We start from the raw sequence: 25,088 nt of genomic DNA on the forward strand, positions 1-25,088 counted from the left end.
TGATGCCAAAAGGCCCGGCGGCCAGCCACGCGCGATAATTTGCCGATGAACGAGAAATACGTCCCCGCCGAAGTCGAGTCGGCCGCCCAGGCGCACTGGCACGCGAACGACGCCTACCGCGTGAGCGAAGACCAGAACAAGCCCAAGTTCTACGCCTGCTCGATGCTGCCCTATCCCTCGGGCAAGCTGCACATGGGCCATGTGCGCAACTACACGATCAACGACATGCTCACGCGCCAGCTGCGCATGAAGGGCATGAACGTGCTGATGCCCATGGGCTGGGACGCCTTCGGCCTGCCGGCCGAGAACGCCGCGATCAAGAACAAGGTGCCGCCGGCCAAGTGGACCTACGACAACATCGCGCACATGAAGCTGCAGATGCAGGCCATGGGCCTGGCGATCGACTGGTCGCGCGAGGTCGCCACCTGCCAGCCCTCGTACTACAAGTGGAACCAGTGGCTGTTCCTGAAGATGCTCGAAGCGGGCATCTGCGAGCGCCGCACGCAGATCGTCAACTGGGACCCGGTGGACATGACCGTGCTCGCCAACGAGCAGGTGATCGACGGCCACGGCTGGCGCTCCGGCGCGCCGGTGGAAAAGCGCGAGATCCCGGGCTACTACCTGAACATCACCAAGTACGCCGAGGAACTGCTGTCGGCCGTGACCGACCCGAGCGACCCCGAGTACCTCAGCGGCTGGCCCGAGCGTGTGCGGCTGATGCAGGAAAACTGGATCGGCAAGAGCGAAGGCGTGCGCTTCGCGTTCCCGCACGAGATCGCCAGCGCGGACGGCGGGCTGATCCAGGGCGGCAAGCTGTTCGTGTTCACGACCCGCGCCGACACCATCATGGGCGTGACCTTCTGCGCCGTGGCGCCGGAGCACCCGCTGGCCGCGCACGCCGCCGCCAGCCAGCCCGAAGTGGCCGCCTTCATTGCCGAATGCGCGCAGGGCGGCACGACCGAAGCCGAGCTGGCCACGCAGGAAAAGAAGGGCGTGAAGACCGCGCTGCTCGTCACCCACCCTCTCACCGGCGCGCAAGTGCCGGTGTGGGTCGGCAACTACGTGCTGATGAGCTATGGCGACGGCGCGGTGATGGGCGTGCCGGCACATGACGAGCGCGACTTCGCGTTCGCGAAGAAGTACGGCATCGCGATCCAGCAGGTGGTGGCCGTCGAAGGCGAGACCTTCTCCACCGAGGCCTGGGCCGACTGGTATGGCGACAAGCAGAAGTGCGTCTGCGTGAACTCGGGTGAGCTGGACGGCCTGGGCCAGAAGGCGGCCGTCAGCAAGGTCGCGGAACTCGTCGGCGCCAAGGGTCTGGGCGAAAAGAAGACCACCTGGCGCCTGCGCGACTGGGGTGTCAGCCGCCAGCGCTTCTGGGGCACGCCGATCCCCATCATCCACTGCGATGACTGCGGCGTGGTGCCGGTGCCCGAGCAGGACCTGCCGGTCGTTCTGCCGGAAGACCTGATCCCGGACGGCTCGGGCAACCCGCTGAACAAGCACGCCGGCTTCCTGAACGTGGGCTGCCCGAAGTGCGGCAAGCCTGCGCGCCGCGAGACGGACACGCTGGACACCTTCGTCGATTCGTCGTGGTACTTCATGCGCTACTGCGACCCGACGAACGAGCAGCAGATGGTTGGCGCCGGCACCGACTACTGGATGCCGATGGACCAGTACATCGGTGGCATCGAACACGCGATCCTGCACCTGCTGTACGCGCGCTTCTGGACCAAGGTGATGCGCGACCTGAAGCTGGTCAAGTTTGGCGAGCCGTTCAAGAACCTGCTGACCCAGGGCATGGTGCTCAAAGGTGCCTATTTCCAGAAGCCGGCCGACGCTGGCAAGAACTACTTCTGGGAGCAGGACGTCGAAACCGTGCTCAACGACAAGGGTGCAGTCGAAGGCTACAAACTGAAGTCTGACGGCTCGCCGGTCGAGTACGAAATGACGACCATGTCGAAGTCCAAGAACAACGGCATCGACCCGCAGACCCTGATCGACCGCTACGGCGCCGACACCGCACGCCTGTTCGTGATGTTCGCCGCGCCGCCGGAGCAGACGCTGGAGTGGAACGACGCCGCCGTGGAAGGCGCGCACCGCTTCCTGAAGCGCGTGTGGGGCTTCGGTGCCAAGAACACCGACGCGCTGAAGGCCGCGGGCGACACCGCCGCCGAGCTGTCGGCCGACGCCAAGGCGCTGCGCCGCGAGGTGCACCTGGTGCTCAAGCAGATCTCGTACGACTACGAGCGCATGCAATACAACACCGTGGTCTCCGGCGCAATGAAGCTGCTGAACGCGCTCGAGGGCTTCAAGTCCACCGGCAGCGCCGGCGACAGCGCCGTGCTGCGCGAAGGCTTCTCGGTGCTGCTGCGCGGCCTGTACCCAGCCTGCCCGCATGTCACGCACGCGCTGTGGACCCAGCTCGGTTACGCAGACCGCCTGGGTGACCTGCTGGACGCGCCTTGGCCCACGGTGGACGAGGCTGCGCTGGTGCAGGACGAGCTGGAACTGGTGCTGCAGATCAACGGCAAGCTGCGCGGTGCGGTGAAGGTGCCGGCGAGTGCGGACAAGGCCGCGATCGAGGCCGCGGCGATGGCCGCGCTTTCCGACCCGGAGCTGCAGAAGTTCACCGAAGGCAAGCCGCCGAAGAAGGTGATCGTGGTGCCGGGCCGGCTCGTCAATGTGGTGGTCTGAGCGGGTGGCCGCGCGCTTGCTGTCTTCGCGCCGCGGCGCCCTCGTGGCGCTGCTGGCCGCTGCGTCGCTGGCTGGTTGTGGCTTCGAGCTGCGGCAGCCGCCGCAGCTGCCCTACCAGCGCATTGCGCTGACCGGCTTCGCGCGCCATTCCGAAATGCCAGAAGCCGTGCGGCTGGCGCTGCCCAGCGGCACCAAGATCGTCGACAGCACGGCCCAGGCCCAGGTGGTGCTGGCGGCGATGGAGGACAAGCTGGAACGCACCGTCGCAGCCTCCACCTCGGCCGGCCAGGTGCGTGAATTCCGGCTGCGCGTGCTGTTGAAGTTCCGCCTCACCCGGCCGGACGGCACGGTGCTGCTCGGCGACACCGAGCTGGAACAGAGCCGCGACATGAGCTACACCGAAACCGCGGCACTGGCCAAGCAGACCGAAGAGGCCACGCTGCTGCACGACATGCACGCCGACATGGCGCGCCAGCTGCTGCGCATGCTGTCGGCCTCGGCCGAGCTGGCGGCGCGGCTGCCGGCGCCAGCGGCTTCGGCGGCGTCCGCACCAGAGGCCGCATCGGCGCCCGAGCCGGCCTTCGTGCCGGCGCCCGCCGGCAACTGGGGCGCGGCTGCCGCGTCCGCGCCGGCCTCGGCCGCACGCTGAAGGCCCCGCGATGCAGGTCCGCTCCGATGCCCTGGCAGCGCAGCTCTCGCGTGGCCTGAAGCCGCTTTACACGCTGCACGGCGACGAGCCACTGCTGGCGCAGGAAGCGGCCGATTCGATCCGTGCGGCGGCCCGCGCAGCCGGCGTCTCCGAGCGCCAGGTCTTCACCGTCAGCGGCGCGCATTTCGACTGGAGCAGCCTGCTGGGCGCCGCGCAGTCCATGGGCTTGTTTGCCGACCAGCAGCTGATCGAGATCCGCATCCCTTCCGGCAAGCCCGGCAAGGAAGGCTCGGTCGCGCTGCAGCAGTATTGCGACCGGCTGGGCGAAGGCCTGTTCACCATCGTTCACCTGCCGCGGCTGGACCGCCAGCAGCAGCAAAGCGCCTGGTTCCTGGCGCTGGACAGGGCGGGGGTGACGGTGCGGCTGGACCCGATCGAGCGCAACCAACTGCCGCAATGGATCTCGCGCCGGCTGGGCGCGCAAGGCCAGTCGCTGCCCGCCGGTGAAGCGGGCGAGCAGGCGCTGGCGTTTTTCGCCGACAGGGTCGAAGGCAACCTGCTGGCCGCGCACCAGGAACTGCAGAAGCTCGCGCTGCTGTACCCCGAAGGCGAACTCAGCTTCGAGCAGATCCAGGACGCGGTGCTGGACGTGGCCCGCTACGACGTCTTCAAGCTCGGTGCCGCCGTGCTGGCCGGCCAGGCCGAGCGCGCGCTGCGCATGCTGGACGGCCTGCGCGCCGAAGGCGAGGCCGCGGTGCTGGTGCACTGGAACCTGGCCGAGGACATCCGCGCGATGAAGCGCGCCCGCGACGCGATGGCCGGCGGCAAGCCGCTGCCGATGGCGCTGCGCGAAGCGCGGGTCTGGGGCGACAAGGAGCGCGCCTTCGAACGCGTGCTGCCGCAGCTGGATGACACGAAGCTCGCCGCGCTGGTGCAGGCTGCCGCGATCTGCGACGGCCTGGTCAAAGGCCTGCGCCACCCCGACTGGCCCACCGAAGCCTGGGACGGCCTGCGCCGCCTGATGCTGATGATGCTGGACCTGATGCAGCCGCCACCCCGCCGCGGCCAGGCTGCGCCTGCGCCGATGGCGCTGCAGCCTTAAGCCGAGCGCTCGACCAGGCGCGCCAGCGCCAAGGCGACGGTCGCCGAGCGCACCGCCGTGCGGTCACCTGGCAGTTGCAGCAACTCGCTGTGAACCTGCGCCACAGCACCGACTTGCCAGGCCAGCGCCAGCCACACCGTGCCCACCGGCTTGCCCGGCACTGCGCCGCCCGGCCCGGCAATGCCGGTGACGGCCACCGCCATCTGCGCGCGGCTGTGTGCCAGCGCGCCGCGGGCCATCGCTTCAGCCACTTCCTGGCTGACGGCGCCGTGCGAGGCAATCAGGTCGGCCGGCACGCCGAGCTGGTCGGTCTTGGCCTCGTTGCTGTAGGTCACGAAACCGCGGTCGAACCAGTCGCTGGAACCAGCGACGCTGGTGCACAGCGCGGCGATCAGGCCGCCGGTGCAGCTCTCGGCCGTGGCCATGCGCCAGCCGCGGGCGCGCAGTGCGTCGGCAAGCGCCGGCAGGCGGGCTTGCAGCGAGGCGGCGTCGGTGAGCAGTGTGTCCATCACTGGGGTTGCGCCGCAGACACAGGCATTGAGATGGCGCCCGATGCTAGACTTTGACGCATGACTGCTCGCGTTGACCAGCTTCTCGATGAAGCCTTGTCCTTGCCGACGGACGAACGGTCCGCGCTGGTTGTTGCGTTGCTTGACAGCCTGGAAGGCAGCGACGATGCCTGCATTTCTGAGGCTTGGCGTGCGGAGATTCGCAGGCGGCGTGCCGGGCTTCGGGATGGGACCATCGTTCCGCTTCCTTGGGCTGCAGCCAAGGCACGACTCCGTGCACTGTGAGTCAGTTCGAAGTCGTCATTCTTCCCGACGCAGAAGCTGAAATAGCGGGTGCGTTCCAGTGGTATCGCGAACGCAATCCGCTTGCCGCTGACGCATTTCGCACCGAAGCGCTCGGCTGCATTGATGCGCTGGCGGACTCGGCAGAGAAGTGGAAGAAGGATGACGATGGCACGCACCATTGTTTGCTTCGACGATTCCCGTACACCGTTTTCTATGAGATTGAAGGCGCGGTCGTGTTCGTGCTTGCCGTTTCGCACCAGAGGCGGGAACCCGGATATTGGCGTGATCGCTGAATTGCGCCGCGCGCGACTTCCGGCGGCCGTCATGCGTGCCAGAGCGCCATCACCAGCAGCGTGCAGAGCGCCGCCACCAGGTCGTCGAAAATGATGCCGAAACCCTGGCGCCAGCCGGGCGGCGTGCCGGGCTGGCCCTTGTAGCGGCGGTCGGCCCAGCCGACCGGGCCGGGCTTGGCGGCGTCAAAAAGGCGGAAGATCAGGAAGGCGGCCAGTTGCACGACCAAGCTGGAGGGCGTGACCAGCCAGAGGATGAGCCAGAAGGCCAGCACCTCGTCCCAGACGACCGCGCCGGGGTCGCCCACGCGCATGGCCTGCGCGGTGCGCGTGCAGGCCCACCAGCCGACGAAAAAGCCGACCAGCAGCACCCAGCCCCAGCCGGCCTCGCCCAGCGCGTCGCTGAGCATCGGGTCCAGCAGCAGGAAGGCCGCCCAGGCCCACAGCGTGCCGACCGTGCCCGGCGCAAACGGCGACAGCCCGCTGCCCATGCCCAGCGAGATCCAGTGCAGCGGCGAGCGGCGCAGCAGCCACACGCCCGCACGACGCGGCGGCAAGGCGGCATCGGCCGCGTGCACCGACTCAAAGCCAGGCCGCGGCGTCTCGGCGATGACGTGGGCGTCGCTGATCGAAGCGGGTGAGGTGGCAGTGGGCTCTTCGTTCATGACTTGAAGTGATCGAAGCCGGCGAGTTGCGTCAGGTCGATGGGCGAGCCTTGCTCGTCCAGCACACGCAGCCCGGCACCCTTGGGCAAGACCTGGCCAATGCGGTGCAGCGGCACGCCGGTTTGCGTCGCAATCGCCTGCAGCGCCGCGTCGGCGCCTTCGGGCGCGCAGAACAGCAACTCGTAGTCGTCGCCGCCAGTCAGCCAAGCCATGCGCTGCACGGCTGGCGACTGGCCGGCCAGCAGCGCGCGGCGCGGCATGCGGGCCAGCGCCAGTTCGGCGCCCACGCCCGAGCGGCGCAGCACATGGCCCAGGTCGCCCAGCAAGCCGTCGCTGACGTCGATGGCCGCTGTGACGACGCCACGCAGCGCCAGCCCCAGCGCCACGCGCGGCTCGGGGCATTCCATCGCCAGCCGGGCCCGTGCAAAGTCTTCGGTGGACAGCGCCAGTGTGCCGCGGAAGACCTCCAGCGCCAGCCGCGCCTCGCCGGGCCAGCCGCTGACCCAGATGCCGTCCCCCACCCGCGCGCCGCTGCGCAGCAAGGCCTGGCCGGGCGGCACTTCGCCGAACACGGTGATGCCGATGGTCAGCGGGCCTGCCGTGGTGTCGCCGCCGACCAGCTCGATCTGGTGCCGGTCCGCCAGCGCCAGCAGGCCTTGCGCAAATGGCGCGAGGAAACGTTCGTCGGCCCGCGGCAGCGCCAGGCTGAGCGTGAAGCCCAGTGGCTTGGCGCCGCAGGCGGCCAGGTCGCTGAGGTTGACGGCCAGCGCCTTGTGGCCCAGCCGCGCCGGGTCCACGGTGGACAGGAAATGCCGGCCCTCGACCAGCAGGTCGGTCGACACCGCCAGCTGCATGCCGGGCGTGGGCTGCAGTAGCGCGCAATCGTCGCCCACGCCCAGCGCGGCGCGCTGCACGGGGCGCTTGAAGAAGCGGTCAATCAGTTCGAATTCGCCCAGGGACATGGGCGGTATTGTCGGTCAGCGGAACACCGGATCAGGGGCGCAAAAGATTGGCCAGCTCGACGGCGGATTTGACGTTCATCTTCTCGAAGACGCGTGCCCGGTGGACCTCGACGGTGCGCACGCTGATGTCCAGCGCGTCGGCGATCAGCTTGTTCGGCCGGCCTTCGACCACCAACTGCATCACCTCGCGCTCGCGCTCGGTCAGCTCGGCCAGCGCGCGCTGCACCTCGCGCTTGGCCAGGCGCTGCAGCAGCACCACTTCGCTGGCCTGCAAGGCGTGTTCGACCCTGTCGACCAGCGCGTTGTCCGAGAACGGCTTCTCGACGAAATCGAAGGCACCGCGCTTGACGGCGGCAACGGCGGTCGGCACGTCGCCATGGCCGGTCAGGAAGATCACCGGCAGCACCTGGGCCAGGCCACGCTCGACCAGCCGGTCGAACAGCGCCAGCCCGCTCATGCCGGGCATGCGCACGTCCAGCACCAGGCAGGACGGCGCAGTCGGCCAGTTGGCGGCCAGGTCGGCGTGCGCGCCGCGCTGGTCCAGCAGTTCCTCGAAGGCCTCGCCGCTGGCAAAACCTTCGGACAGCAGGCGGCGCGAGCGCAGCAGCCAAGCCAGGGCGTCGCGCACCACGTCCTCGTCGTCAACGAGGTAGACCATGGGCAGGCCGAAGCGGGACGAGGTGGGCGTCATGGCGTCATGGCAGAAGAAGGCGCGTTGCGGCGCGGGCTGTCGGGCGCTGGAAGGGTAAACCGGAATTCCGTGCCGGCGGGAGAGGCCTCGCTGTTGGCCGGCCCATGGTCCAAGGTGCCGCCATGTTGCTCGATGACGGTGCGGCAAAGCGAGAGGCCAAGGCCCATGCCTTCCTGGCGGGTGGTGAAAAACGGCGTGAACAGCCGCGCCGCCACTTCCGGCGCAATGCCGGGTCCGGCATCGGCCACGCTGAACTGCACCCAGCGCGGCTCGTGCTGGCGCACCTTCAGCGTGAGCACCCGCTGGGCCAGCGGCGTCTGGTCGGTCTCCATGGCCTGGATCGCATTGCGCGTCAGGTTCAGCAGCACCTGCTCGACCATGGTGCGATCGGCCTGCACGCTGGGCACCGGCTTGGGCAGGTCCAGCTCGATGCGCGTACCGCTCTTGCGCGCCTGCAGGCGCACCAAGGGCAGCACGGCCTCTATCAACTGGTCCGCCGCCACCACCTCGCGCGACTGCTCGCGCCGACGCACAAAGCCGTGCACGCTCTTGATGACACGCCCTGCCCGCTCGGCCTGCTCGGCAATGCGTTCGATGGCCTGGCGCACCAGCTCCAGCGTGTCCGGCTCGGGCTCGGCCATCAGGTTCAGCGAGCCGGTGGCGTAGCTGGCAATCGCCGCCAGCGGCTGGTTCAGCTCGTGGCTCAGCAGCGAGGCCATTTCGCCGACGGTGGCCAAGCGCGCCGCGGCCTGCAGCCTGTCCTGCTGCTGGCGCGAAAGCTCTTCCATGCGCCGCTCGCCGCTGACGTCCAGGATCGCCCCCATCCAGCCCACATGGTGGCCCACCCGGTCGTGCAGCGGCGCCTCGTAAATCATCACCGGGAAACGCTCGCCGCCGCGGCGCATGAACACGGTTTCGTAGCCCTCGCGGTGCACGCCGCCGCCGTCCACGCCCAGCTGCAGCCGGGTGTCCTGGCGCCGCAGGTATTCCTCGACCTGCTCGGGTGGCCAGTAAGGCGGCGGAAAGCGGCCGATCAACTCTTCCGGCGCATAACCCACCATCTCGCTGAAGGCCGGGTTCACATAGCTGACGCGGCCTTGCACATCGCGTGCGCGCAGGCCGGTGACCAGCGAATCCTCCATCGCCCGGCGGAAGGCCAGCGACTCGGCCAGCGCGGTCTCGACCTGGCCGCGGCGGCGCACGTCGCGCACCAGCAGCACCACCAGCCCCAGCAGCACCAGCGACAGGCCCAGCACCAGCGCAATCGCCAGGTTCGGGATCAGCCCAGGCCGGCCGGCCACGGCATCGGCGCGCAGCTGCAGCGAGCTGCCGGGCAGATCGACCAGCCGGCTGGCGTGGTAGATGCCGGCGCCGCGCATCGGCCCGGCACGCACCAGCCGCGTGCCGTCGGCCTCGACCAGCGACAGCTCGTGCCGGCCGACTTCGGCCTGGCGCACCGTGTCGTCCAGCATGGCTGCCAGACCCAGCGTGGCCACCATGAAGCCGACCAGGTGGCCCGATTGCGTGATCGGCATGCACAGGTCCAGCACCTCCAGGCCGAGGCCGCTGGGCTGGGGCACGAAGTACGAGCGCGAATAGGCCGGCGCGCTGCTGCGGCGGGCGGTGGCGCAGGCAGCCTGCAGCTCGACCTCCAGCTCGCTGCGGCCGATCACGGTGAACAGCGAGAGCTCGGGCCTGCCGTCCAGTGCGAGCTGGACGCGCAGCTCCAGGTCGCGCCGCTCCAGCCGCAGCACCTCGCGGCGCTGGCGCAGCATCTCGGTGGCGTCCAGCCGCCACTGGCGCTCGTCCGGCTCGTTCCACAGCAACGACTGCACGCTTTGCTGGCTGCGCAGCAGCACGCGCCGCATCTCGATGGCCGCCGAGGTGGCGACCGCATCGGTCTCGTCCTGGGTTCGGGCTTCCTCGTAGCGCAGCGTCAGCATCACCAGCAGCGACTGCGCGACCAGCAGCAGCACCACCAGCGCACCCCACAGCAGCCAGCGCATGCCGCGGCGCAGCCGGGGCGCGTCGGCGGGGGTGTCCATCCTCATCGGCGTGGGGTCTCGCGGGCGCATGATCGTGCAGGGAACGGGGCCGAAGTATCTGCGCTGGGCAGAGGCGCCCGGTAAGCAGTTCCTCGCATGCGCCATGCCCGCCGGCGCGCGCACACTGCGCCCCCGCCCCGCCGTTCACTTGCGGCTCCTACAATCGCCGACCCCGGGGTTGGGAATGAAAAGGACACTTTGCGATGCCGACAGCCGAAGAACGAAAAGCCGAACTGCGCCGTGCGGCGCTGGAGTATCACGAGTTCCCGACGCCGGGCAAGATCGCTGTCACTGCCACCAAGCAGCTGATCAACCAGCACGACTTGGCGCTGGCCTACTCGCCCGGCGTGGCCGCCGCCTGTGAAGAGATCGTCGAAGACCCGGCGAATGCCTTCCGCTACACCTCGCGCGGCAACCTGGTCGCGGTGGTGTCCAACGGTACTGCGGTGCTGGGCCTGGGCAACATCGGCCCGCTGGCTTCCAAGCCGGTGATGGAAGGCAAGGGGGTGCTGTTCAAGAAGTTCGCCGGCATCGACGTCTTCGACCTGGAGATCGCCGAGAACGACCTGGACAAGCTGGTCGACGTGATTGCTGCGCTGGAGCCGACCTTTGGCGGCGTGAACCTCGAAGACATCAAGGCACCGGACTGCTTCTACGTCGAGCGCAAGCTGCGCGAGCGCATGAAGATTCCGGTCTTCCATGACGACCAGCACGGCACGGCCATCGTCGTCGGTGCGGCGCTGCTGAACGGCCTGAAGGTCGTCGGCAAGAGCATCAAGCAGGTCAAGCTGGTGTCCTCCGGCGCTGGCGCCGCGGCGCTGGCCTGCATCGGCCTGCTGGTCAAGATGGGCCTGCCCAAGGAAAACATCTGGCTGACCGACCTGGCCGGCGTGGTCTACAAGGGCCGGGTCGAGCTGATGGACCCGGACAAGGCCGAGTTTGCGCAGGAAACCTCGCAGCGCCACTTGTCGGAGGCCATCGAAGGCGCGGACATCTTCCTGGGCCTGTCGGCCGGCGGCGTGCTCAAGCCGGCGATGGTCGCCGCCATGGCCCCCAAGCCGCTGATCTTCGCGCTGGCCAACCCGACGCCGGAGATCATGCCCGAAGAGGTCAAGGCGGTGCGCGACGATGCGGTGATGGCCACCGGCCGCACCGACTACCCGAACCAGGTCAACAACGTCCTGTGCTTCCCGTACATCTTCCGCGGCGCGCTGGACTGCGGCGCCAGCACCATCAATGACGAGATGGAAATCGCCGCGGTGCGCGCGATCGCCGAGCTGGCCCAGGCCGAGCAGCACGACGTGGTCGCCGCAGCCTACGCCGGCATCAACCTCAGCTTCGGCCCGGAATACCTGATCCCCAAGCCTTTCGACCCGCGGCTGATGACGCAGATCGCACCCGCCGTGGCGGAGGCGGCGCAACTGTCGGGCGTGGCCACCCGACCCATCACCGACATGGTGGCCTACCGCGAGAAGCTGCACACCTTCGTCTATGCCTCCGGCACGATGATGAAGCCGATCTTCTCGGTCGCGAAAAAGGCCAAGGCCAACCGTGTGGCCTACGCCGAAGCCGAGGACCGGCGCGTGCTGCGCGCGGTGCAGGTGGTGGTCGACGAAGGCCTGGCGCGGCCGGTGCTGGTCGGCCGGCCGAACATCATCACAGCCCGCATCAAGAAGCTGGGCCTGCGCCTCGAAGAAGGCCGCGACTACGAGATCGTCAACACCGACGACGACCGCCGCTACCGCGACTTCTGGCAGACCTATCACCAGATGATGGACCGCAAGGGCGTGACCGAGCAGCTGGCCAAGATCGAGATGCGCCGCCGCCTGACGCTGATCAGCAGCATGCTGCTGCACAAGGGCGAGGTGGACGGCCTGATCTGCGGCACCTGGGGCTCGACCGCACTGCACCTGAACCACATCGAGCAGGTGATCGGCCGCCGCCCTGGCGTCAAGACCTACGCCTGCATGAACGGCCTGGTGCTGCCGAACCGCCAGCTGTTCCTGGTCGACACCCACGTCAACTACGACCCGACCGCCGAACAGCTGGCCGAGATCACCATCATGGCGGCCGAGGAAATGCTGCGCTTTGGCATCCAGCCCAAGGCCGCGCTGCTCTCGCACTCGAACTTCGGCTCCAGCAACCAGCCGTCCGCCATCAAGATGCGCGACACACTGGCGCTGGTGCAGGCCCAGGCGCCCTGGCTGGAGATCGATGGCGAGATGCACGGCGACGTGGCGCTGGACACCGCTTACCGCGCCGAGCTGATGCCGCGCAGCACGCTCACCGGCGAAGCCAACCTGCTGGTGCTGCCCAACATCGACGCCGCGAACATCAGCTACAACCTGCTGAAGACCGCCGCCGGCGGTGGCATTGCCATCGGCCCGGTGCTGCTGGGCGCGGCCAAGCCGGTGCACATCCTGACGCCTTCGGCCACGGTTCGCCGCATCGTCAACATGACCGCGCTGACCGTGGCGGACGCCAACGCCGGGCGCTGAGCGCCCACCAACCGGCACCAAAACCGCGCATCCAGGCCAGCGGCAGAAGAACAAGTAAGCGGTTACTTCAATACCCGTCCACTGCACGCTTTTCGGGCAGTGGACTTGTGGTATTTGTGCCAATCAGATAGGATCGCGGTTTGATTCTTCAGGGCAAACCCGTGGTTTTTCTTGGTCGGCTGTCAACAACGCCGATGGAGCGGTCCTGGCGCCAAAAGTTTGATTTTGTGCGTCGTGGCCTCAGCTCCTTCGGTGTGGCAGCAGTGCTGGGAATGGCCGCCGTGGTCCAACTGGCAGGGTCCGGCGCAGCCCTTGCGCGGGAACCGATGGTCGTCACCGCCGAGTCGCTCGGCACGGTGTCGCTGGCCAGCCTGCCGCCCGAGGCGCAGCAAACCGAACGCCTGGTGCGTGCCGGCGGTCCGTTTCCTTTCGACAAGGATGGCGTGGCCTTCGGCAACCGGGAACGCAGGCTGCCGCCTCAGGCGCGAGGCTACTACCGCGAGTACACCGTGCCCACGCCCCATGCAAAGAATCGTGGGGCAAGGCGTTTGGTGTGCGGCGGTCGTCAACCGCAACAGCCTGAAGCCTGTTTCTATACCGACGACCACTACGCCAGCTTTCGCCGCCTGGTGCCGTGAACGCCATTTCGGGATCTGGATTTCTTTGACCAAGGAGGAACGCGACCATGCTTTTGCAGACCGTCCGTCCCAACATCGTGCAGGCGATACGCGCTTATCGGGTGGATGACCTGATGCGCGCGGCCCAGGAATCGGGCCAGCACTTCCTGTTCGCCAATCTGACTGAAGCCCAGTCCAAGCAGGACGTGCTCGAGGGCATTGCCACCTCGTTCTTGTTCCCCCAGCATTTCGGGAAGAACCTGGACGCGCTGTATGACTGCATGACCGACCTGGTGCACAAATCGGGCCAGCAGCCCGGCTTTGTCGTCGTGTTGGAACAGTTGCCGGACAACTCGCGTTTCGACCGCGAATCCCGAGAACAGCTTCTGGACGTCTTCCGAGACGCGGCCGACTTCTGGGCCGAGCGGAAAATCCCGTTCAGATGTTTCTATTCTTTTCAGTAGCCCGCTCCCAAGAAAACGGGTCATGGGAGCGGGCTGCGGAAACGGCCCCCGAAAAACCGGCCAGCAAGGCCAGTACAAAAGCAGGCAGCAACCCCAGCTTCGGCATGAACATGCCGATGATGAGCAGCGCCTTCGACACCGCCATGTGGCAGAACGCCGCTTGAGTTGTGCACCCGGCCTCAGGGACACCTGAGGCCACCCGCCGAGCGGGTAGCGGGGCCGCGTGGCAGCGGCCCGGCGCTGGCCCCGGAGTGTGGTGCACCCGGCTCGGCGGATACGCCGAGCCGCCCGCCAAGCGGGTTGCGCAGCCGCCTAGGGGCGGCCAGGCGCCGGCTGCGCTCTGCGGCCTTGACGGTTGGTGAATGCAAACGGCCCGCGAATGCGGGCCGTTTGCATTGGTGCGTCTGCGTTGAGATCAGCGCGGCGGCAGCGACTGCGCCAGCGCAACGAATTCGGCCACAGGGACTTCCTCGGCGCGGCGTTGCATGTCGAACGTGCCTTCAAAGCCTTGTTCATCCAGCCAGCGGCCGAGTGCGTGGCGCAACAGTTTGCGGCGCTGGGAGAAGGCAGCTTGCACCATGGCGCCGAAGCGGGGCAGGTCCAGCGTGGCGGGTTGCGGCAGCGGGATCATGCGGACGACCGCCGAATCGACCTGCGGTGGCGGGTCGAAACTTTCGGGCGGGACGTCGAGCAGGGACTCGATGTCGTAGCGCCACTGCAGCATCACCGAGAGCCGGCCGTAGGTCTTGCTGCCGGGGCCGGCGGCCATGCGGTCGACGACTTCCTTCTGCAGCATGAAATGCTGGTCTTCCACATGCTGCACGTGTTCGAGCAGGTGGAACAGGATGGGCGTGGAGATGTTGTAGGGCAGGTTGCCGACCACGCGCAGCTTGCCGCCCAGTTCGCCGGCCAGCGCGCTGAAGTCGACCTTCAACACGTCGGACTCGATCACGCTGAGGCCTTCCTGCTTGCGCAGGCGGGCGGCCAGGTCGCGGTCCAGCTCGATGACGGTGAAGGCCGGGCAGCGCTCGCGCAGCGGCAGCGTCAAGGCGCCCAGGCCAGGGCCGATCTCGACCACCGGCTGGCCCGGCTTCGGATCGATCGCGCGCACGATGTCGTCGATCAATCCAGCATCGGTCAGGAAGTGCTGCCCAAAGCGCTTGCGCGCCAAGTGCTTCATGACAGCCCCTCGTCCGACGGGTACGTCAGCCGATCCCCCACGGGGGCGAGCGCGGACGTGACTTGTCCGGGGGACAAGTCACGCCAGCAAGCGGCCGGCTTGGGAGCGGCCCGGCGCTCGACCCGCTTGAAAGCACAGCTCACAGCGGCGGCTCGCGCATCTCGATGAAGGCCTTGGCGCGCAGGTCGTCGATCCACTCGGCGTAGGCCGCGTCGAACTTCTTTTCGCGCAGCGCGGCACGGGCCTGCTCACGCGCCTTGATGGGGTCGATGGGGATCTCGCGGCGCTCCATCACCTGGATCAGATGCACGCCGTAGCGCGAGACGATGGGTGTGGAAATGCCGCCTGGCTGCAGCGCGTTCATCGTGATCTCGAACTCGGGCACGAAGGTGCCGGCCGCAGCCCAGCCCAGGTCGCCGCCACGCGAGGCGCTGCCGTCTTCCGAGTAGGCCTTGGCCAGGTCCTCGAAGCTGCGCTTGCCGCTGAGGATCTGGGCGCGGAAATCGGCCAGCCGGCGCTGCGCGGCGTCCTGGGAAAGTTGTTCGGACGGCCGCAGCAGGATGTGGCGGGCACGGGTTTGGGTGACGGTGTTGACGTCCGCACTGGCGCGCGAGAGCACCTTCAGCAAGTGGAACCCGGCCGGGCTGCGCAGCGGCTGCGGCGTGACCGCGCCAACCGGCAGGTCCTTCACCGCGGCAACAAACAGGTCCGGCAACCTGTCGGTCGGGCGCGAGCCGATCTCGCCACCGCGCTCCTTGTTGTTGTCTTCCGAAACCGCCTTGGCGACCAGTTCAAACGGCTCGCCGCTCTGGAGCCGGCCCTGCACCGTCTTCATGCGGGCCTGGACTTCGGCCACCTGGGCCTCGCTGGGATTTTCCGGCAGGGTCAGCAGGATTTGCGCGAGGTTGATCTCGTTGCGCGTGGCCTTGGCGGCACGCTGCTCGGCCAGGTAGGCGTCGACCTCGGCGTCGGTGATCTTCACGCGCGAGTTCACCTCGCGCTCGCGGCTGCGCTCGGCCAGGATCTGGTCGCGCAGGTTGGCGCGAAAACGCGTGTAGTCCATGCCGTCGGCCTTGAGCCGCTCGCGCAGCTGCGGCACGGTCATCTTGTTGGCACTGGCGATGTTGTCGACCGCGCGGTCCAGCTCGGCGTCGTCAACCTTGGCGCCACTGTCGCGGGCATTGGTGATCATCACCCGCTCGTCGATCAGCTGTTCGACCACTTCCTTGCGCAGCGCGGCGTCGTCCGGCAGCTTGGCGCCAGAGCGCCCTGCCTCTTCCTTGGCCCTGGCGATGCGCTGCTCAACCTCGACCTGGGTCACCAATTCGTTGTTGACCACGGCCACGATGTAGTCCGCGGTGCGGGGTGCGGGAATCACCGGTGCAGGCTTGGTGCCCACGCGCTGGGCCATCGCACCCAGGTGAGGAAAGGCCAGCGCAGCCATCAGCGGCAGCAGGCGGAAGAGGGAACGCGAGGAAGACATCATGGATTCACCGTGGACGGTGGCGCTGCGTTGTCATCACGCAGCAGCCGGTAACCGGGGATATTGTCCTTCAGGACCTGCAGCGGGTTGCTGCCCAGGCGGGACAGGCCGACCAGCTCCAGCTGGATCATCAGCCGCTTGGTGGCTTCGGACTGGCCGGTGGAGACACGCTCCGCCACCACCCGTGCGATCCAGCAGCCTGCGTCGTATTCGAGGCCGACGATGGAATCGGTGGTGCGGTGGTCCTTCAGGCTGTAGTTGACGCGGCCCACACCATACAGCGTGCCCTGGCAGCTGCCATCCGCAGTTTGCGCACCCTTGCCGCTGAACAGCGGCCATTGGTAGCCGAGCTCGAACTGCTCGCTCAGGCCGCGCGAGTAGCGATAGGTGCCGGCCAGCGTGTGGAACGGCGCCGGGTTGTAGCGCATCGAGATGATGGAGCGCACCGTGCGGCCGAGGTCGGGGTTGTACTGCAGCGTGGTGTCGGTCCGCCAGTCCTGCCCCAGCCGGCCGGCGGCGAACACCAACAGGTCCGAGACATGGTTGTCGCTGGCCTGGCCATCGGCCGTCAGTTTCTGGTCGCGGAACTGGAAGCGCTGCGCGGCGCCCAGGCTGAAGCGCTCGACGCCGGTGTCCGGCTCTATCCAGCGGGTGCTGGCGCCCAGCGTGATCTGGTGCGCGTCGCTGACGCGGTCAATGCCGGTGAACTCGTTGTCGGCATAGATGGACAGCGAGTTGAAGTCACTGGCTGCGGTGTCGAACAGCGGCAGCGCATCCTGGCCATGGGTGGGCGTGTTCAGGTAGTGCAGGCGCGGCTCCAGCGTCTGCACGAAGCGGGTGCCGAACCAGGTCGAATCGCGCTCGAAGCGCAACCCGCCGTCGATGCTGGCGGTGGGGATCACGCGGTGGGCGCGGGTGCGGCCGTCGGTCATCGGCTCATCGGTGTCGTAGGCCGCGGCGTTGACCGCCAGGCGCGGCGTCAGCCAGCCCCAGCCGAAGTCGTAGGGACGCGCGACGGCGCCGAGCGCATGCACGCGGCTGCCCTGGGGCCTCGTGTCGCCGGCCGCCCGATCGTTCAGCGTGAAGCGGTTGGCCTCGGTCTCCAGGTCGAAGCGCAGCGACTGCCAGCCCACATTGCTGAGCCGCGCGCCGATCTGCGGCGCGCGCTGGTACGGCACCTCGATGGGCGTGTCCACATCCTGCAGCACCCGCCAGTCCTGCACCCGGGCATAGACCGACAGGTTGCCCTGGTCCACCGCCCACGAGCGCCAGACGCCCGCCTGCTGCGGCAGCAGCCGCGGCGCCAGGCTGGGCAGCAGGCGCGAGAAGTCCTTCCAGTAGCGGTCGTCGGACGCGTCTTCGTAGGCCAGCTCGTAGCGCACGCCGTTGTCCAGCGCGCCTTCGTGCTCGGCCTGCACCGAGTAGCGGCGGGTGTCGGTGGTGCGGTCTTCCGGCACCCAGTGCAGCTCCAGCCGCCCACTGTCATTGGGCTGCAGGTAGCGGAATTCACTGCGCAGCGCGGTGCCGCGGCGCGACGAGAGCACCGGCGTGAGCATCAGGTCGTAGTTCGGCGCGAAGCGCCAGTAGTACGGCACCGAAAAGCCGAAGCCGCCTCGGCTGTCGAAGAAGTCGATCGTCGGTGGCAACCAGCCGGACTTGGCCGCGTCGCTGGTCGGAAAGCTCATCGACGGCAGCGCCAGGATGGGCACGCCCAGGAAACGCAGCACCGCGCCGGTGGCCTTGCCTTCGTTGGCATCGAAGTCCAGGTCCAGCTTGTCCATGCGCAGCTCCCAGCCGGGTTCGCCATCGGCCTCGCGGGTGCAACTGCTGTAGTTGGCGTTGTAGGCGGTGAGCTGCTGCGGGCCGGTGAAGTCGATGCGGCGCGCGTTGCCACCGGCGGCGGTGCGGGCGAAGTAGTAGGTCGGCTCGGTCACGTAGCCGGTGTGGCTGTCCAGCAGCAACTGGGCCTGCTCGCCATTGAACATGTCGCCGCCGCTGCTCAGCCGCACCTGGCCGCTGGCCATCACCAGGCGCTGGGCCTGCAGGTAGCGCAAGGTGTCCGAGGTCAGCAGCAGGCCACCGCGGCGCAGCTCCACATCGCCCAGCGCCTGGGTTTCCTGGTTGAGCTGGCTGTGCACTTCGCGCGCTGTCAGCTGCACCGGGCTGTCGCTGCTGCCATCGATGGGCGGCTGCGGGTTGACCTTGCCGGGCCGGGACTGGGCGGGCGTGGTCAGGGCCGGCGCAGGCAGCGCGGCAGCGGTCGACTGGCCCCAGGCCAACGGCGCCACGCCAAAGGCCAGCGCCAGCCCGGCGGCCAGCGGCAGCCAGGCGAAGGGCGCAGGACAGAGGCGGCGGGAGCGGCGGGGGGCAGGCAGCGGGAGAAACAAGCGCGGCAACTCGCGGTGATGTGCAAGCCCCACCGGTCGCGGCAAGCGGCTCAACACAGGGCAGGCCGGCAGCGGCCGCCCGGGGCGTCATTAGAATGAAGATTATCCATGAGCCCTGCCCGGCCGCCCCAAGCGGCCCGCACCGAAGCCCTTCCAGGCGAAGGCGCCAAGGTGTGAACCCTGCCGCGGCAGGCCGTGGCCAGCCGGCATGCCCTGATGACACCTGAACCCCCCGCCCCCGCTTCGCCCCCCGTGGCCCCCGTGCAATGCCCCGCCCGCATCGCCTGGGGCAATGCAGGCCGACGCCTGGCCTTCGAGCAATGGCTACAGCCGCTGGTGGCCTCGCACGGCCTGCAAGTGGCCAGCCTGGAGGCCGCCTCGGCCGACGCCAGCTTCCGGCGCTATTTCCGCATCCAGGCACAGCCGGCCGGCATGCCGCTTTCCACCCTGATCGTGATGGACGCGCCGCCGCCGCTGGAAGATGTGGCGCCGTTTGTGCAGGTTGCCGGGCTGATCCAGCAGGCGGGACTGCACGGCCCGCAGGTGCTGGCCTGCGACGCCGAACAAGGTTTCCTGTTGCTCAGCGACCTGGGCCGCACGCTGTACCTCGACGCCCTGCAGGCCGAGGACTGTGCCCAGGCCGACAAGCTGATGCGCGACGCGATCCGTGCGCTGGTGCAGTGGCAGGGCCATGTCGACGCGACACCGTTGCCGCCGTACGACGACGCGCTGCTGCGCCGCGAGCTGGCGCTGTTCCCCGAATGGTGCGTGCAGCGCGAATTCGGCATCACCTGGACAGCCGAGCAACACGCCCGCTGGCAGTTGGTGTGCGACCGGCTGGTGGCCAGCGCGCTGGCGCAGCCCACCGTGGCGGTGCACCGCGACTGGATGCCGCGCAACCTGATGGTGGCCGACCCGAACCCGGCCATCCTGGACTTCCAGGACGCCGTGCGCGGCCCCATCAGCTACGACGTGGCCTCGCTGCTGCGCGATGCCTTCCTGTCCTGGGACGAAGAGCAGGAACTGGATTGGGCCGTGCGCTACTGGCAGGCCGCGCGCAAGGCCGGGCTGCCGGTGGACGAGGACTTTGGCGAGTTCTGGCGCCAGCTCGAATGGATGGGCCTGCAGCGCCACCTGAAGATCCTGGGCATCTTCTGTCGCCTGAAGCACCGCGACGGCAAACCGCGCTACAGCGAAGACCTGCCACGCTTCTTTGCCTACGCGAACAAAGTGGCGCTGCGCTACCAGCCGCTGAAGCCGCTGCTCGCGCTGATCGAGCCGATGCAACAGGCCAAGCTGAGCACCGGCTACACCTTTTGACATGGCGCACCCCCGGCCTCGCGGGTACGCGAGACCACCCGCCGAGCGGGTTGGCTCAGCGCCCTTGGGGCGGCCCGGCGGGCGCTGAGCTGTAAATTGGGGCACCCGGCCCGACGAGTACGTCGAACCACCCGCCGAGCGGGTTGGCTCAGCGCCCTTGGGGCGGCCCGGCGGGCGCTGAGCTCGCGCTGGCCATGGTTTCAAGTGCCTTGACGCAGTCGGCCGCAAACGGGCGTGTCTCGCAACCGGCTGCGGCCAGCCACGGGTCCCGGTCCTCGCCGCCAAATGCCTCGACCAGGAAATCGCGCAGCGCGCGGGTGCGGGCCGGCAGGTGATGGCGCGTGGGCATGCACAGCCACAGCGTCTGGCTGTAGAGCCGCCATTCGGGGATGACACGCTCCAGCGCATGCTCCATCAGCGCGTCTTCGGCCACGAAGGACGGCAGGCCGGCAATGCCCAGGCCAGCCAGCGCCGCGGCGTAGTTGGCGTCCACATGCAGGGTGCTCAACACGCCGCGGCGCGGCACCATGTGGACCACGTCCGGCCCGGTGTCGCCCTCCTTCGCGCCGCATCGGTAGAAGGTGACGCCGCGTGTCACCTCTGAAGCCGGCGGGATCAGCATGTCGTGCTGCTTGAACTCGGCCGGGTGCTGCGGCCGGCCGCGTTTGTCCAGGTACTCGGGCGAGGCGCAGCAGATCACCTCGGTGCGCGCCAGCCGGCGGGCCACGAACTGGCCGTCCAGCGGCTTGCGGGTGTGCACCAGCGTCAGGTCAAAGCTTTCGTCGACCGCCTCTACCGCGCCGGGTGCGGTGATCTCCAGCGTCACGTGCGGGTACAGCGCATGGAAGCGCGGCAGCAGCTTGGCGATCTGGTGCACGGCGAAGGCCGGCGCGGTCAGCAGCCGCACATGACCGCGTGGCTCGTGCACCGAAGCCGAAGTCATGGCCTCGGCTTCGTCGATGTCGGCCAGGATCTGCCGCACCCGCTCCAGGTAAGCCTCGCCGGTTTCGGTCAACGACAGCCGGCGCGTTGTGCGGTTCAGCAGCCGGGCGTCAAGGTGCGTCTCCAGCTCAGAAATCAGCCGGGTCACGACGGCCGGTGCCAGGTCCAGCGCGCGCGCCGCGGCAGCCAGGCTGCCTTCGTCGACGACACGGGCAAACACCCGCATGGCGCGCAAGGTGGGCATGCAAGCACTCCAGGAATTCAAAGACTGAGGGGCCGGCAGCGCCGTTTCGATTGTTTGCGAAACGAGAACACTGCGTGTGCGCAAACCTTATTTATTCCTTCGATCCAAATCTCTACAGTTCAACCCTATCGGCACTAACCCTGGGCCGAAACGAAAGGAACTCAGATGACCCGCTTCTCCTCCGCTTCCATGGTTGCCGGCCTGCTGCTGGCATCTGTCGCCACCCTGAACGTGGCCCAGGCCGCCGACAAGGCCGACCAGCCGCGTACCCGTGCCGAAGTGCTGGCCGAACTGGCCCAGGCCCGCGCCAATGGCGAAATGAACTTCGCCGACCAGGAAGTCATGCAGACCCCGCGTCGCGTCCGCGTCCAGGCGCCCACCGCGTTTGCTGCCAGCACCCCGGCGACCACCAAGACCCCCGACACCGAAACCAAGACCAGCGCCCAGTGAGCGCGGGGCAACGGCAGCTTGGTCCCCGAGGGCCAGGTCTGCCAGACACGCCAGAACCAAAGCGGGCTTGAGGCCCGCTTTTTCACGTCCTGAGCCGGCAGCTGCCCTTGACGGCCACGTTCAGGGATGGGCCGCGATGACCTCGGCCACCGCCGCCGTCAGCCGTGTGCCGTAGCCAATGTGCAGGAACTCGTTGGGCCCGTGCGCATTGCTCTTCGGACCCAGCACGCCGCAAACCATCATCTGCGCCTTCGGGAAGCCCTGCTGCAGCAGGCTCATCAGCGGGATGGTGCCACCCTGGCCGATGTAGCCCAGCGGTGCGCCGAAGTGCCTGCGCGAGGACTGGTCCATCGCCGTCTCCAGCCACGGCGAGAGTTCAGGCGCGTCCCAGCCGGTCGCCCCCCATTGGCCCACGCGGCCATCCGGCACGAAGGTGACCTTGGCGTTGTAGGGCGCGTTGTCTTCCAGCAGCGCCTTCAGCTGCACCGCCGCCTCGTGGCCCTGCACCAGCGGCGGCAGCCGCAGCGAGAGCTTGAACGCGGTGTAGGGCCGCAGCACGTTGCCGGCGTTTTCCAGCGACGGCATGCCTTCCACGCCAGTGACCGACAGCGTGGGCCGCCAGGTGCGGTTCAGCAGCGCCTGCACCGGGTCGGTGGTGGTGGGCAAGGTCGCGCCGCCGTCGGCGCCGCAGGCCCAGGGGTAGCGCTTCCAGACCTCGTCGCCGAGGATGTCGGCCGTGGCCTGGGCCTGCGCCACGCGCGAGGCCGGCACTTCGCAGTGGAAGACCGGCGGCAGCAGCCGGCCGGTGGCGGAATCTTCCAGCCGGTCCAGCACCTGCCGCATGATGCGGAAGCTCGACGGCACCAGCCCGCTGGCGTCGCCCGAGTGGATGCCCTCGGTCAGGATCTCGACCTTCAGCGCGCCGGTGATGTTGCCGCGCAGGCTGGTCGTCAGCCACAGCTGGTCGTAATTGCCGGCGCCCGAATCCAGGCAGACCACCAGGCTCACGTCGCCCAGCCTGTCCTTCAGCTGTTCCAGGTACAACGGCAGGTCGAACGAGCCGGATTCCTCGCAGCTCTCGATCAGGCCGACGATGCGCGGGTGCGGCGCATGCTGCGCCTTCAGCGCCTCGATCGCGCTGACTGCGGCATAGACCGCGTAACCATCGTCCGCGCCGCCGCGGCCATAGAGCTTGCCGTCCTCCAGCTTGGGCGTCCACGGGCCCAGGTCCGAGCGCCAGCCGTTGAACTCGGGCTGCTTGTCCAGGTGGCCGTACATCAGCACCGTCTGCGTGCCACCGGGCTTGGTCGACTCGACCTCGAAGAAGATCACCGGCGTGCGGCCTTCGCCGCGGATGACCTCCAGCTTCAGCCCCGGCACCTTGCGGCCCTCGACCCAGGCCGCGGCGTCGCGCACCACGCGGTCGATCAGGCCGTGCGCGGCCCAGTCGGGGTCGAACATCGGGCTCTTGGCCGGCACTGCGATGTAGTCGACCAGGTTCGGAACGATGCGCTCGCTCCAGGCCTCGGTGACGAACCGATTCAGTTGTGCCGAATCGAGGCCGGGCAGTTTTTCAGGTGCATTCATGGTGTGAAGCCTCCGGCGCGCCGGGTGCCGGCGCGGTGCTGGACGGGAACGGGCCGGATCGGCCCTGTGGCAGCGCACCCCAACGGGCGCCAACCCAGTATTTTGCGCTTCCCGTGCCAGCCCGAACCGAGGCGGGGGCTCAGGCGACGGCGGCCATGGGTGCCGCCACCGCGCCACGCCGGTCCACCGCCTGCAGCCAGGCCAGCAGGGCAGAGACGACTTGCGCCCGTTCGGGCTCGTTGAAGATCTCGTGGGCCAGGCCCGGCCACTCGCGGGTGCGCACCAGCGCCGGCGCATGTTGCGCGAAGCGCGCGCTGCCGGCCGGGGCAACGCAGCGGTCCGCACCGGCCCACATCAGCAGCGTGGGCACGCGCCAGCGAGAAGCCAGCGCTTCGACAGCCGGGCCTTCATCACGCACGAAACGCGCGAGCCGGCCGCTGATGCGGTCATGCACCAGCGGGTCGTCGCGGTAGGCCTGCACCACCGCCGGGTCGCGGCAGATCCAGTCGGCATCCAGGCCGTTGTTGACCGCCAGCGATGGCGAGAGGGCGCAGACCAGCGAGACCAGCTTCTTCTGGAACGCACTCATGCCGCCATCCAGCGCGGGCGACGACAGCACCAGCGCGTCCACCGTGCGTGACCATGCGGCCGGCTGCGGCTGCAGCGCCTCGGCGACGAAACGCCCGGCGACCAGTCCGCCCAGACTGTGCCCGAGCAGCACCCGTGGCGCGCCGGCCGGGGCTTCGGCCGAAACCGCGTCCCAGAGGCCCCCGAGGTCGCTCAGCAAACTGTCGTCTGCCGCGATGCGCCCCGGCGCACCTTGCGAACGCCCGTGGCCACGCTGGTCGTAGGCCTGCACCTGCCAGCCCTCGCCGGCCAGGGTCTGCGCCAGCGCCTGGTAACGGCCGGCGTGCTCGCCCAGGCCGTGCACGATCAGCAGTTGCCCGCGCGCCGGCCCTGTGGGCTGCCATCGGTAACGCTGCAGGTTCAGGCCGTCCGGGCTGCGCCAGGCCGGCGCCAGGAATTCTGGGAGGGTGCTCATCGAGGCAGTCTACGAGGCGCCAACGCACAGGCCCTTGGCGTTCACCCGCACAGGGCGCGACCTGCGAAGCCAAAAGCAGGTTCCGGCAAGCCAGGTGCCTGAAGCGGCAAAAAGCCGGGGCACGCTTGCAAACGCAGGCTTCGTCTGACATCCGCTTTCACTTCGGGCTTCTTTACGCCCAGCAACGGAACATCCGGGTTTGCCCGCAGGTCTATCTCAAAGCAGTGCCAAAAAAGAGGCCCGCAACGATCTCGCCTCGCAGGCACCGCACTTCGCAGCCACCCGGCTGTGCAATACAGAAAGGCATCACATGACTCGCTTCTTCTCCCGTTCCCGTGTTGCTGCCCAAGGCCTGCCTGCCGGCTCGGCGGCACCTCGCCCCGGCCAGCCGCAAGTGCTGCCGCTGGTGACGCGGCGCCGTGGTCGACGTGCCGCGCAGCTGGGCGTGGCCTTGCTCGGGCTTGCAGCGCTGGGCTTTGCCGCCAGCTCTCGTGCCGAGGGGCTTTACCTCGGTGGCAGCTTGGCGGTGCCGCAGTGGCACGGGCCTGTCAACGGCAGCGATGGCGACAACCAGGGCGTGGGCGTGAACCTCTACGGCGGCTATTCGTTCACGCCGAACTGGTCACTGGAAGCAGGCTACATGAACCTAGGCCGCCTGAAGGGCGACGTCGAAGGCCTCAGCACCTCGGCCAAGGCCCAGGGCGGCTACCTGGATGCGGTGGGCACGCTGCCGATCGGCGAGCGTTTCTCGCTGCTGGGCCGCCTCGGCTATGCCGGCGCGAATCTGAAGACCACTGCCGGCGACGACCACGGCAACGGCCTGAAGCTGGGCGCCGGCGTGCAGTACGACCTGAGCAAGCAGGTGGCGCTGCGCGGCGAATGGAACCGTTACCGCTTCGATGCTTTCTCCGACCACCAGGACATCGACCAGTACAGCCTGGGCGTGAAGGTCGGGTTCTGAACGCCGCGCTCGCCTTTC

At 68.4% G+C, this 25,088-nt stretch carries 23 protein-coding genes; 11 read left to right on the top strand and 12 right to left on the bottom strand.

Annotated elements, in window-relative coordinates; genetic code table 11:
• Positions 1–45 precede the first annotated feature (45 nt).
• The 3 genes from leuS to holA are packed head-to-tail and all read left to right on the top strand — an operon-like array spanning position 46 to position 4,448.
• On the top strand, positions 46–2,697 hold the full coding sequence (gene leuS, locus AC3WR5_RS08205; protein WP_492483388.1) for a leucine--tRNA ligase: 2,652 nt from the start codon (positions 46–48) through the stop codon (positions 2,695–2,697).
• The gene (locus AC3WR5_RS08210; protein WP_492483390.1) at positions 2,684–3,346 is read left to right on the top strand and encodes an LPS-assembly lipoprotein LptE; all 663 of its coding nucleotides are present in this window, start codon (positions 2,684–2,686) and stop codon (positions 3,344–3,346) included. Before leuS ends, AC3WR5_RS08210 begins: the two co-directional genes overlap by 14 nt.
• 10 nt (positions 3,347–3,356) lie before the next feature.
• Entirely contained in the window at positions 3,357–4,448 is a 1,092-nt protein-coding gene (gene holA / locus AC3WR5_RS08215) for a DNA polymerase III subunit delta (RefSeq protein WP_492483392.1), read from the top strand.
• Here holA and AC3WR5_RS08220 read toward each other — a convergent pair.
• Positions 4,445–4,957: a CinA family protein gene (locus tag AC3WR5_RS08220; protein ID WP_492483394.1), complete on the bottom strand. Its 513-nt coding sequence runs from the start codon at positions 4,955–4,957 to the stop codon at positions 4,445–4,447. The genes holA and AC3WR5_RS08220 overlap by 4 nt on opposite strands.
• 60 nt (positions 4,958–5,017) lie before the next feature.
• Here AC3WR5_RS08220 and AC3WR5_RS08225 point away from each other — a divergent pair, with 60 nt between their 5' ends.
• Both AC3WR5_RS08225 and AC3WR5_RS08230 read left to right on the top strand, forming a co-directional pair.
• Entirely contained in the window at positions 5,018–5,242 is a 225-nt protein-coding gene (locus AC3WR5_RS08225; protein ID WP_492483396.1) for an addiction module protein, read from the top strand.
• Positions 5,239–5,535, top strand: a complete 297-nt coding sequence (locus AC3WR5_RS08230) for a type II toxin-antitoxin system RelE/ParE family toxin (RefSeq protein WP_492483398.1) — start codon at positions 5,239–5,241, stop codon at positions 5,533–5,535. The genes AC3WR5_RS08225 and AC3WR5_RS08230 overlap by 4 nt, the downstream gene beginning before the upstream one ends.
• Positions 5,536–5,564: 29 nt before the next feature.
• Here AC3WR5_RS08230 and AC3WR5_RS08235 read toward each other — a convergent pair whose 3' ends face one another.
• Genes AC3WR5_RS08235 through AC3WR5_RS08250 form a run of 4 tightly spaced genes read right to left on the bottom strand, consistent with a single transcriptional unit; the run spans position 5,565 to position 9,895 of the window.
• Positions 5,565–6,197, bottom strand: a complete 633-nt coding sequence (locus AC3WR5_RS08235) for a phosphatidylglycerophosphatase A family protein (RefSeq protein ID WP_492483400.1) — start codon at positions 6,195–6,197, stop codon at positions 5,565–5,567.
• Positions 6,194–7,153: a thiamine-phosphate kinase gene (gene thiL / locus AC3WR5_RS08240; protein ID WP_492483584.1), complete on the bottom strand. Its 960-nt coding sequence runs from the start codon at positions 7,151–7,153 to the stop codon at positions 6,194–6,196. The genes AC3WR5_RS08235 and thiL overlap by 4 nt, the downstream gene beginning before the upstream one ends.
• A 37-nt stretch (positions 7,154–7,190) precedes the next feature.
• Positions 7,191–7,850, bottom strand: a complete 660-nt coding sequence (locus tag AC3WR5_RS08245; protein WP_492483402.1) for a response regulator transcription factor — start codon at positions 7,848–7,850, stop codon at positions 7,191–7,193.
• On the bottom strand, positions 7,847–9,895 hold the full coding sequence (locus AC3WR5_RS08250) for a sensor histidine kinase (protein WP_231010312.1): 2,049 nt from the start codon (positions 9,893–9,895) through the stop codon (positions 7,847–7,849). Before AC3WR5_RS08250 ends, AC3WR5_RS08245 begins: the two co-directional genes overlap by 4 nt.
• 203 nt (positions 9,896–10,098) lie before the next feature.
• Between AC3WR5_RS08250 and AC3WR5_RS08255 the strand changes: the two genes are divergently transcribed.
• The 3 genes from AC3WR5_RS08255 (at position 10,099) to AC3WR5_RS08265 (ending at position 13,474) form a co-directional block, all read left to right on the top strand.
• On the top strand, positions 10,099–12,393 hold the full coding sequence (locus AC3WR5_RS08255) for an NADP-dependent malic enzyme (protein ID WP_492483404.1): 2,295 nt from the start codon (positions 10,099–10,101) through the stop codon (positions 12,391–12,393).
• Between the two features lie 194 nt (positions 12,394–12,587).
• Positions 12,588–13,031 carry a guanyl-specific ribonuclease gene (locus tag AC3WR5_RS08260; RefSeq protein ID WP_375140583.1) on the top strand — a complete coding sequence of 148 codons (444 nt, stop codon included), beginning with the start codon at positions 12,588–12,590 and terminating at the stop codon, positions 13,029–13,031.
• Positions 13,032–13,078: 47 nt separating this feature from the next.
• Positions 13,079–13,474 (top strand): barstar family protein, encoded by a 396-nt coding sequence (locus tag AC3WR5_RS08265; RefSeq protein WP_141288262.1) that lies wholly within the window; start codon positions 13,079–13,081, stop codon positions 13,472–13,474.
• Here AC3WR5_RS08265 and AC3WR5_RS08270 read toward each other — a convergent pair.
• The 4 genes from AC3WR5_RS08270 to AC3WR5_RS08285 all read right to left on the bottom strand — a co-directional run bounded on the left by AC3WR5_RS08270 (position 13,449) and on the right by AC3WR5_RS08285 (position 18,524).
• Positions 13,449–13,619 carry a hypothetical protein gene (locus AC3WR5_RS08270; protein WP_170200914.1) on the bottom strand — a complete coding sequence of 57 codons (171 nt, stop codon included), beginning with the start codon at positions 13,617–13,619 and terminating at the stop codon, positions 13,449–13,451. The genes AC3WR5_RS08265 and AC3WR5_RS08270 overlap by 26 nt on opposite strands.
• Before the next feature lie 270 nt (positions 13,620–13,889).
• Complete coding sequence (gene rsmA / locus AC3WR5_RS08275; protein WP_141288261.1) at positions 13,890–14,654, bottom strand: 16S rRNA (adenine(1518)-N(6)/adenine(1519)-N(6))-dimethyltransferase RsmA; 765 nt, start codon at positions 14,652–14,654, stop codon at positions 13,890–13,892.
• Positions 14,655–14,793: 139 nt separating this feature from the next.
• The gene (locus AC3WR5_RS08280) at positions 14,794–16,137 is read right to left on the bottom strand and encodes a peptidylprolyl isomerase (protein ID WP_231010314.1); all 1,344 of its coding nucleotides are present in this window, start codon (positions 16,135–16,137) and stop codon (positions 14,794–14,796) included.
• Positions 16,137–18,524: an LPS-assembly protein LptD gene (locus AC3WR5_RS08285; RefSeq protein WP_231010321.1), complete on the bottom strand. Its 2,388-nt coding sequence runs from the start codon at positions 18,522–18,524 to the stop codon at positions 16,137–16,139. The genes AC3WR5_RS08280 and AC3WR5_RS08285 overlap by 1 nt, the downstream gene beginning before the upstream one ends.
• 216 nt (positions 18,525–18,740) lie before the next feature.
• Here AC3WR5_RS08285 and AC3WR5_RS08290 point away from each other — a divergent pair, with 216 nt between their 5' ends.
• Positions 18,741–19,844, top strand: coding sequence for an aminoglycoside phosphotransferase family protein (locus AC3WR5_RS08290; protein ID WP_141289836.1), 1,104 nt, complete (start codon positions 18,741–18,743; stop codon positions 19,842–19,844).
• A gap of 148 nt (positions 19,845–19,992) precedes the next feature.
• Here the strand turns inward: AC3WR5_RS08290 and AC3WR5_RS08295 are convergent, their stop codons facing one another.
• Entirely contained in the window at positions 19,993–21,030 is a 1,038-nt protein-coding gene (locus AC3WR5_RS08295) for a LysR family transcriptional regulator (RefSeq protein WP_492483408.1), read from the bottom strand.
• 165 nt (positions 21,031–21,195) lie between these two features.
• Between AC3WR5_RS08295 and AC3WR5_RS08300 the strand changes: the two genes are divergently transcribed.
• Positions 21,196–21,480, top strand: a complete 285-nt coding sequence (locus AC3WR5_RS08300) for a DUF4148 domain-containing protein (RefSeq protein WP_141289838.1) — start codon at positions 21,196–21,198, stop codon at positions 21,478–21,480.
• A 120-nt stretch (positions 21,481–21,600) separates the two neighbouring features.
• Here AC3WR5_RS08300 and AC3WR5_RS08305 read toward each other — a convergent pair whose 3' ends face one another.
• On the bottom strand, positions 21,601–23,067 hold the full coding sequence (locus AC3WR5_RS08305; protein WP_492483410.1) for a M20 family metallopeptidase: 1,467 nt from the start codon (positions 23,065–23,067) through the stop codon (positions 21,601–21,603).
• Between the two features lie 139 nt (positions 23,068–23,206).
• Entirely contained in the window at positions 23,207–24,109 is a 903-nt protein-coding gene (locus AC3WR5_RS08310) for an alpha/beta hydrolase (protein ID WP_492483412.1), read from the bottom strand.
• Positions 24,110–24,419: 310 nt separating this feature from the next.
• Between AC3WR5_RS08310 and AC3WR5_RS08315 the strand changes: the two genes are divergently transcribed.
• Complete coding sequence (locus AC3WR5_RS08315; RefSeq protein WP_492483414.1) at positions 24,420–25,070, top strand: porin family protein; 651 nt, start codon at positions 24,420–24,422, stop codon at positions 25,068–25,070.
• Positions 25,071–25,088: the final 18 nt, after the last annotated feature.

The organism is Ideonella sp. FW305-24 (assembly GCF_058788035.1).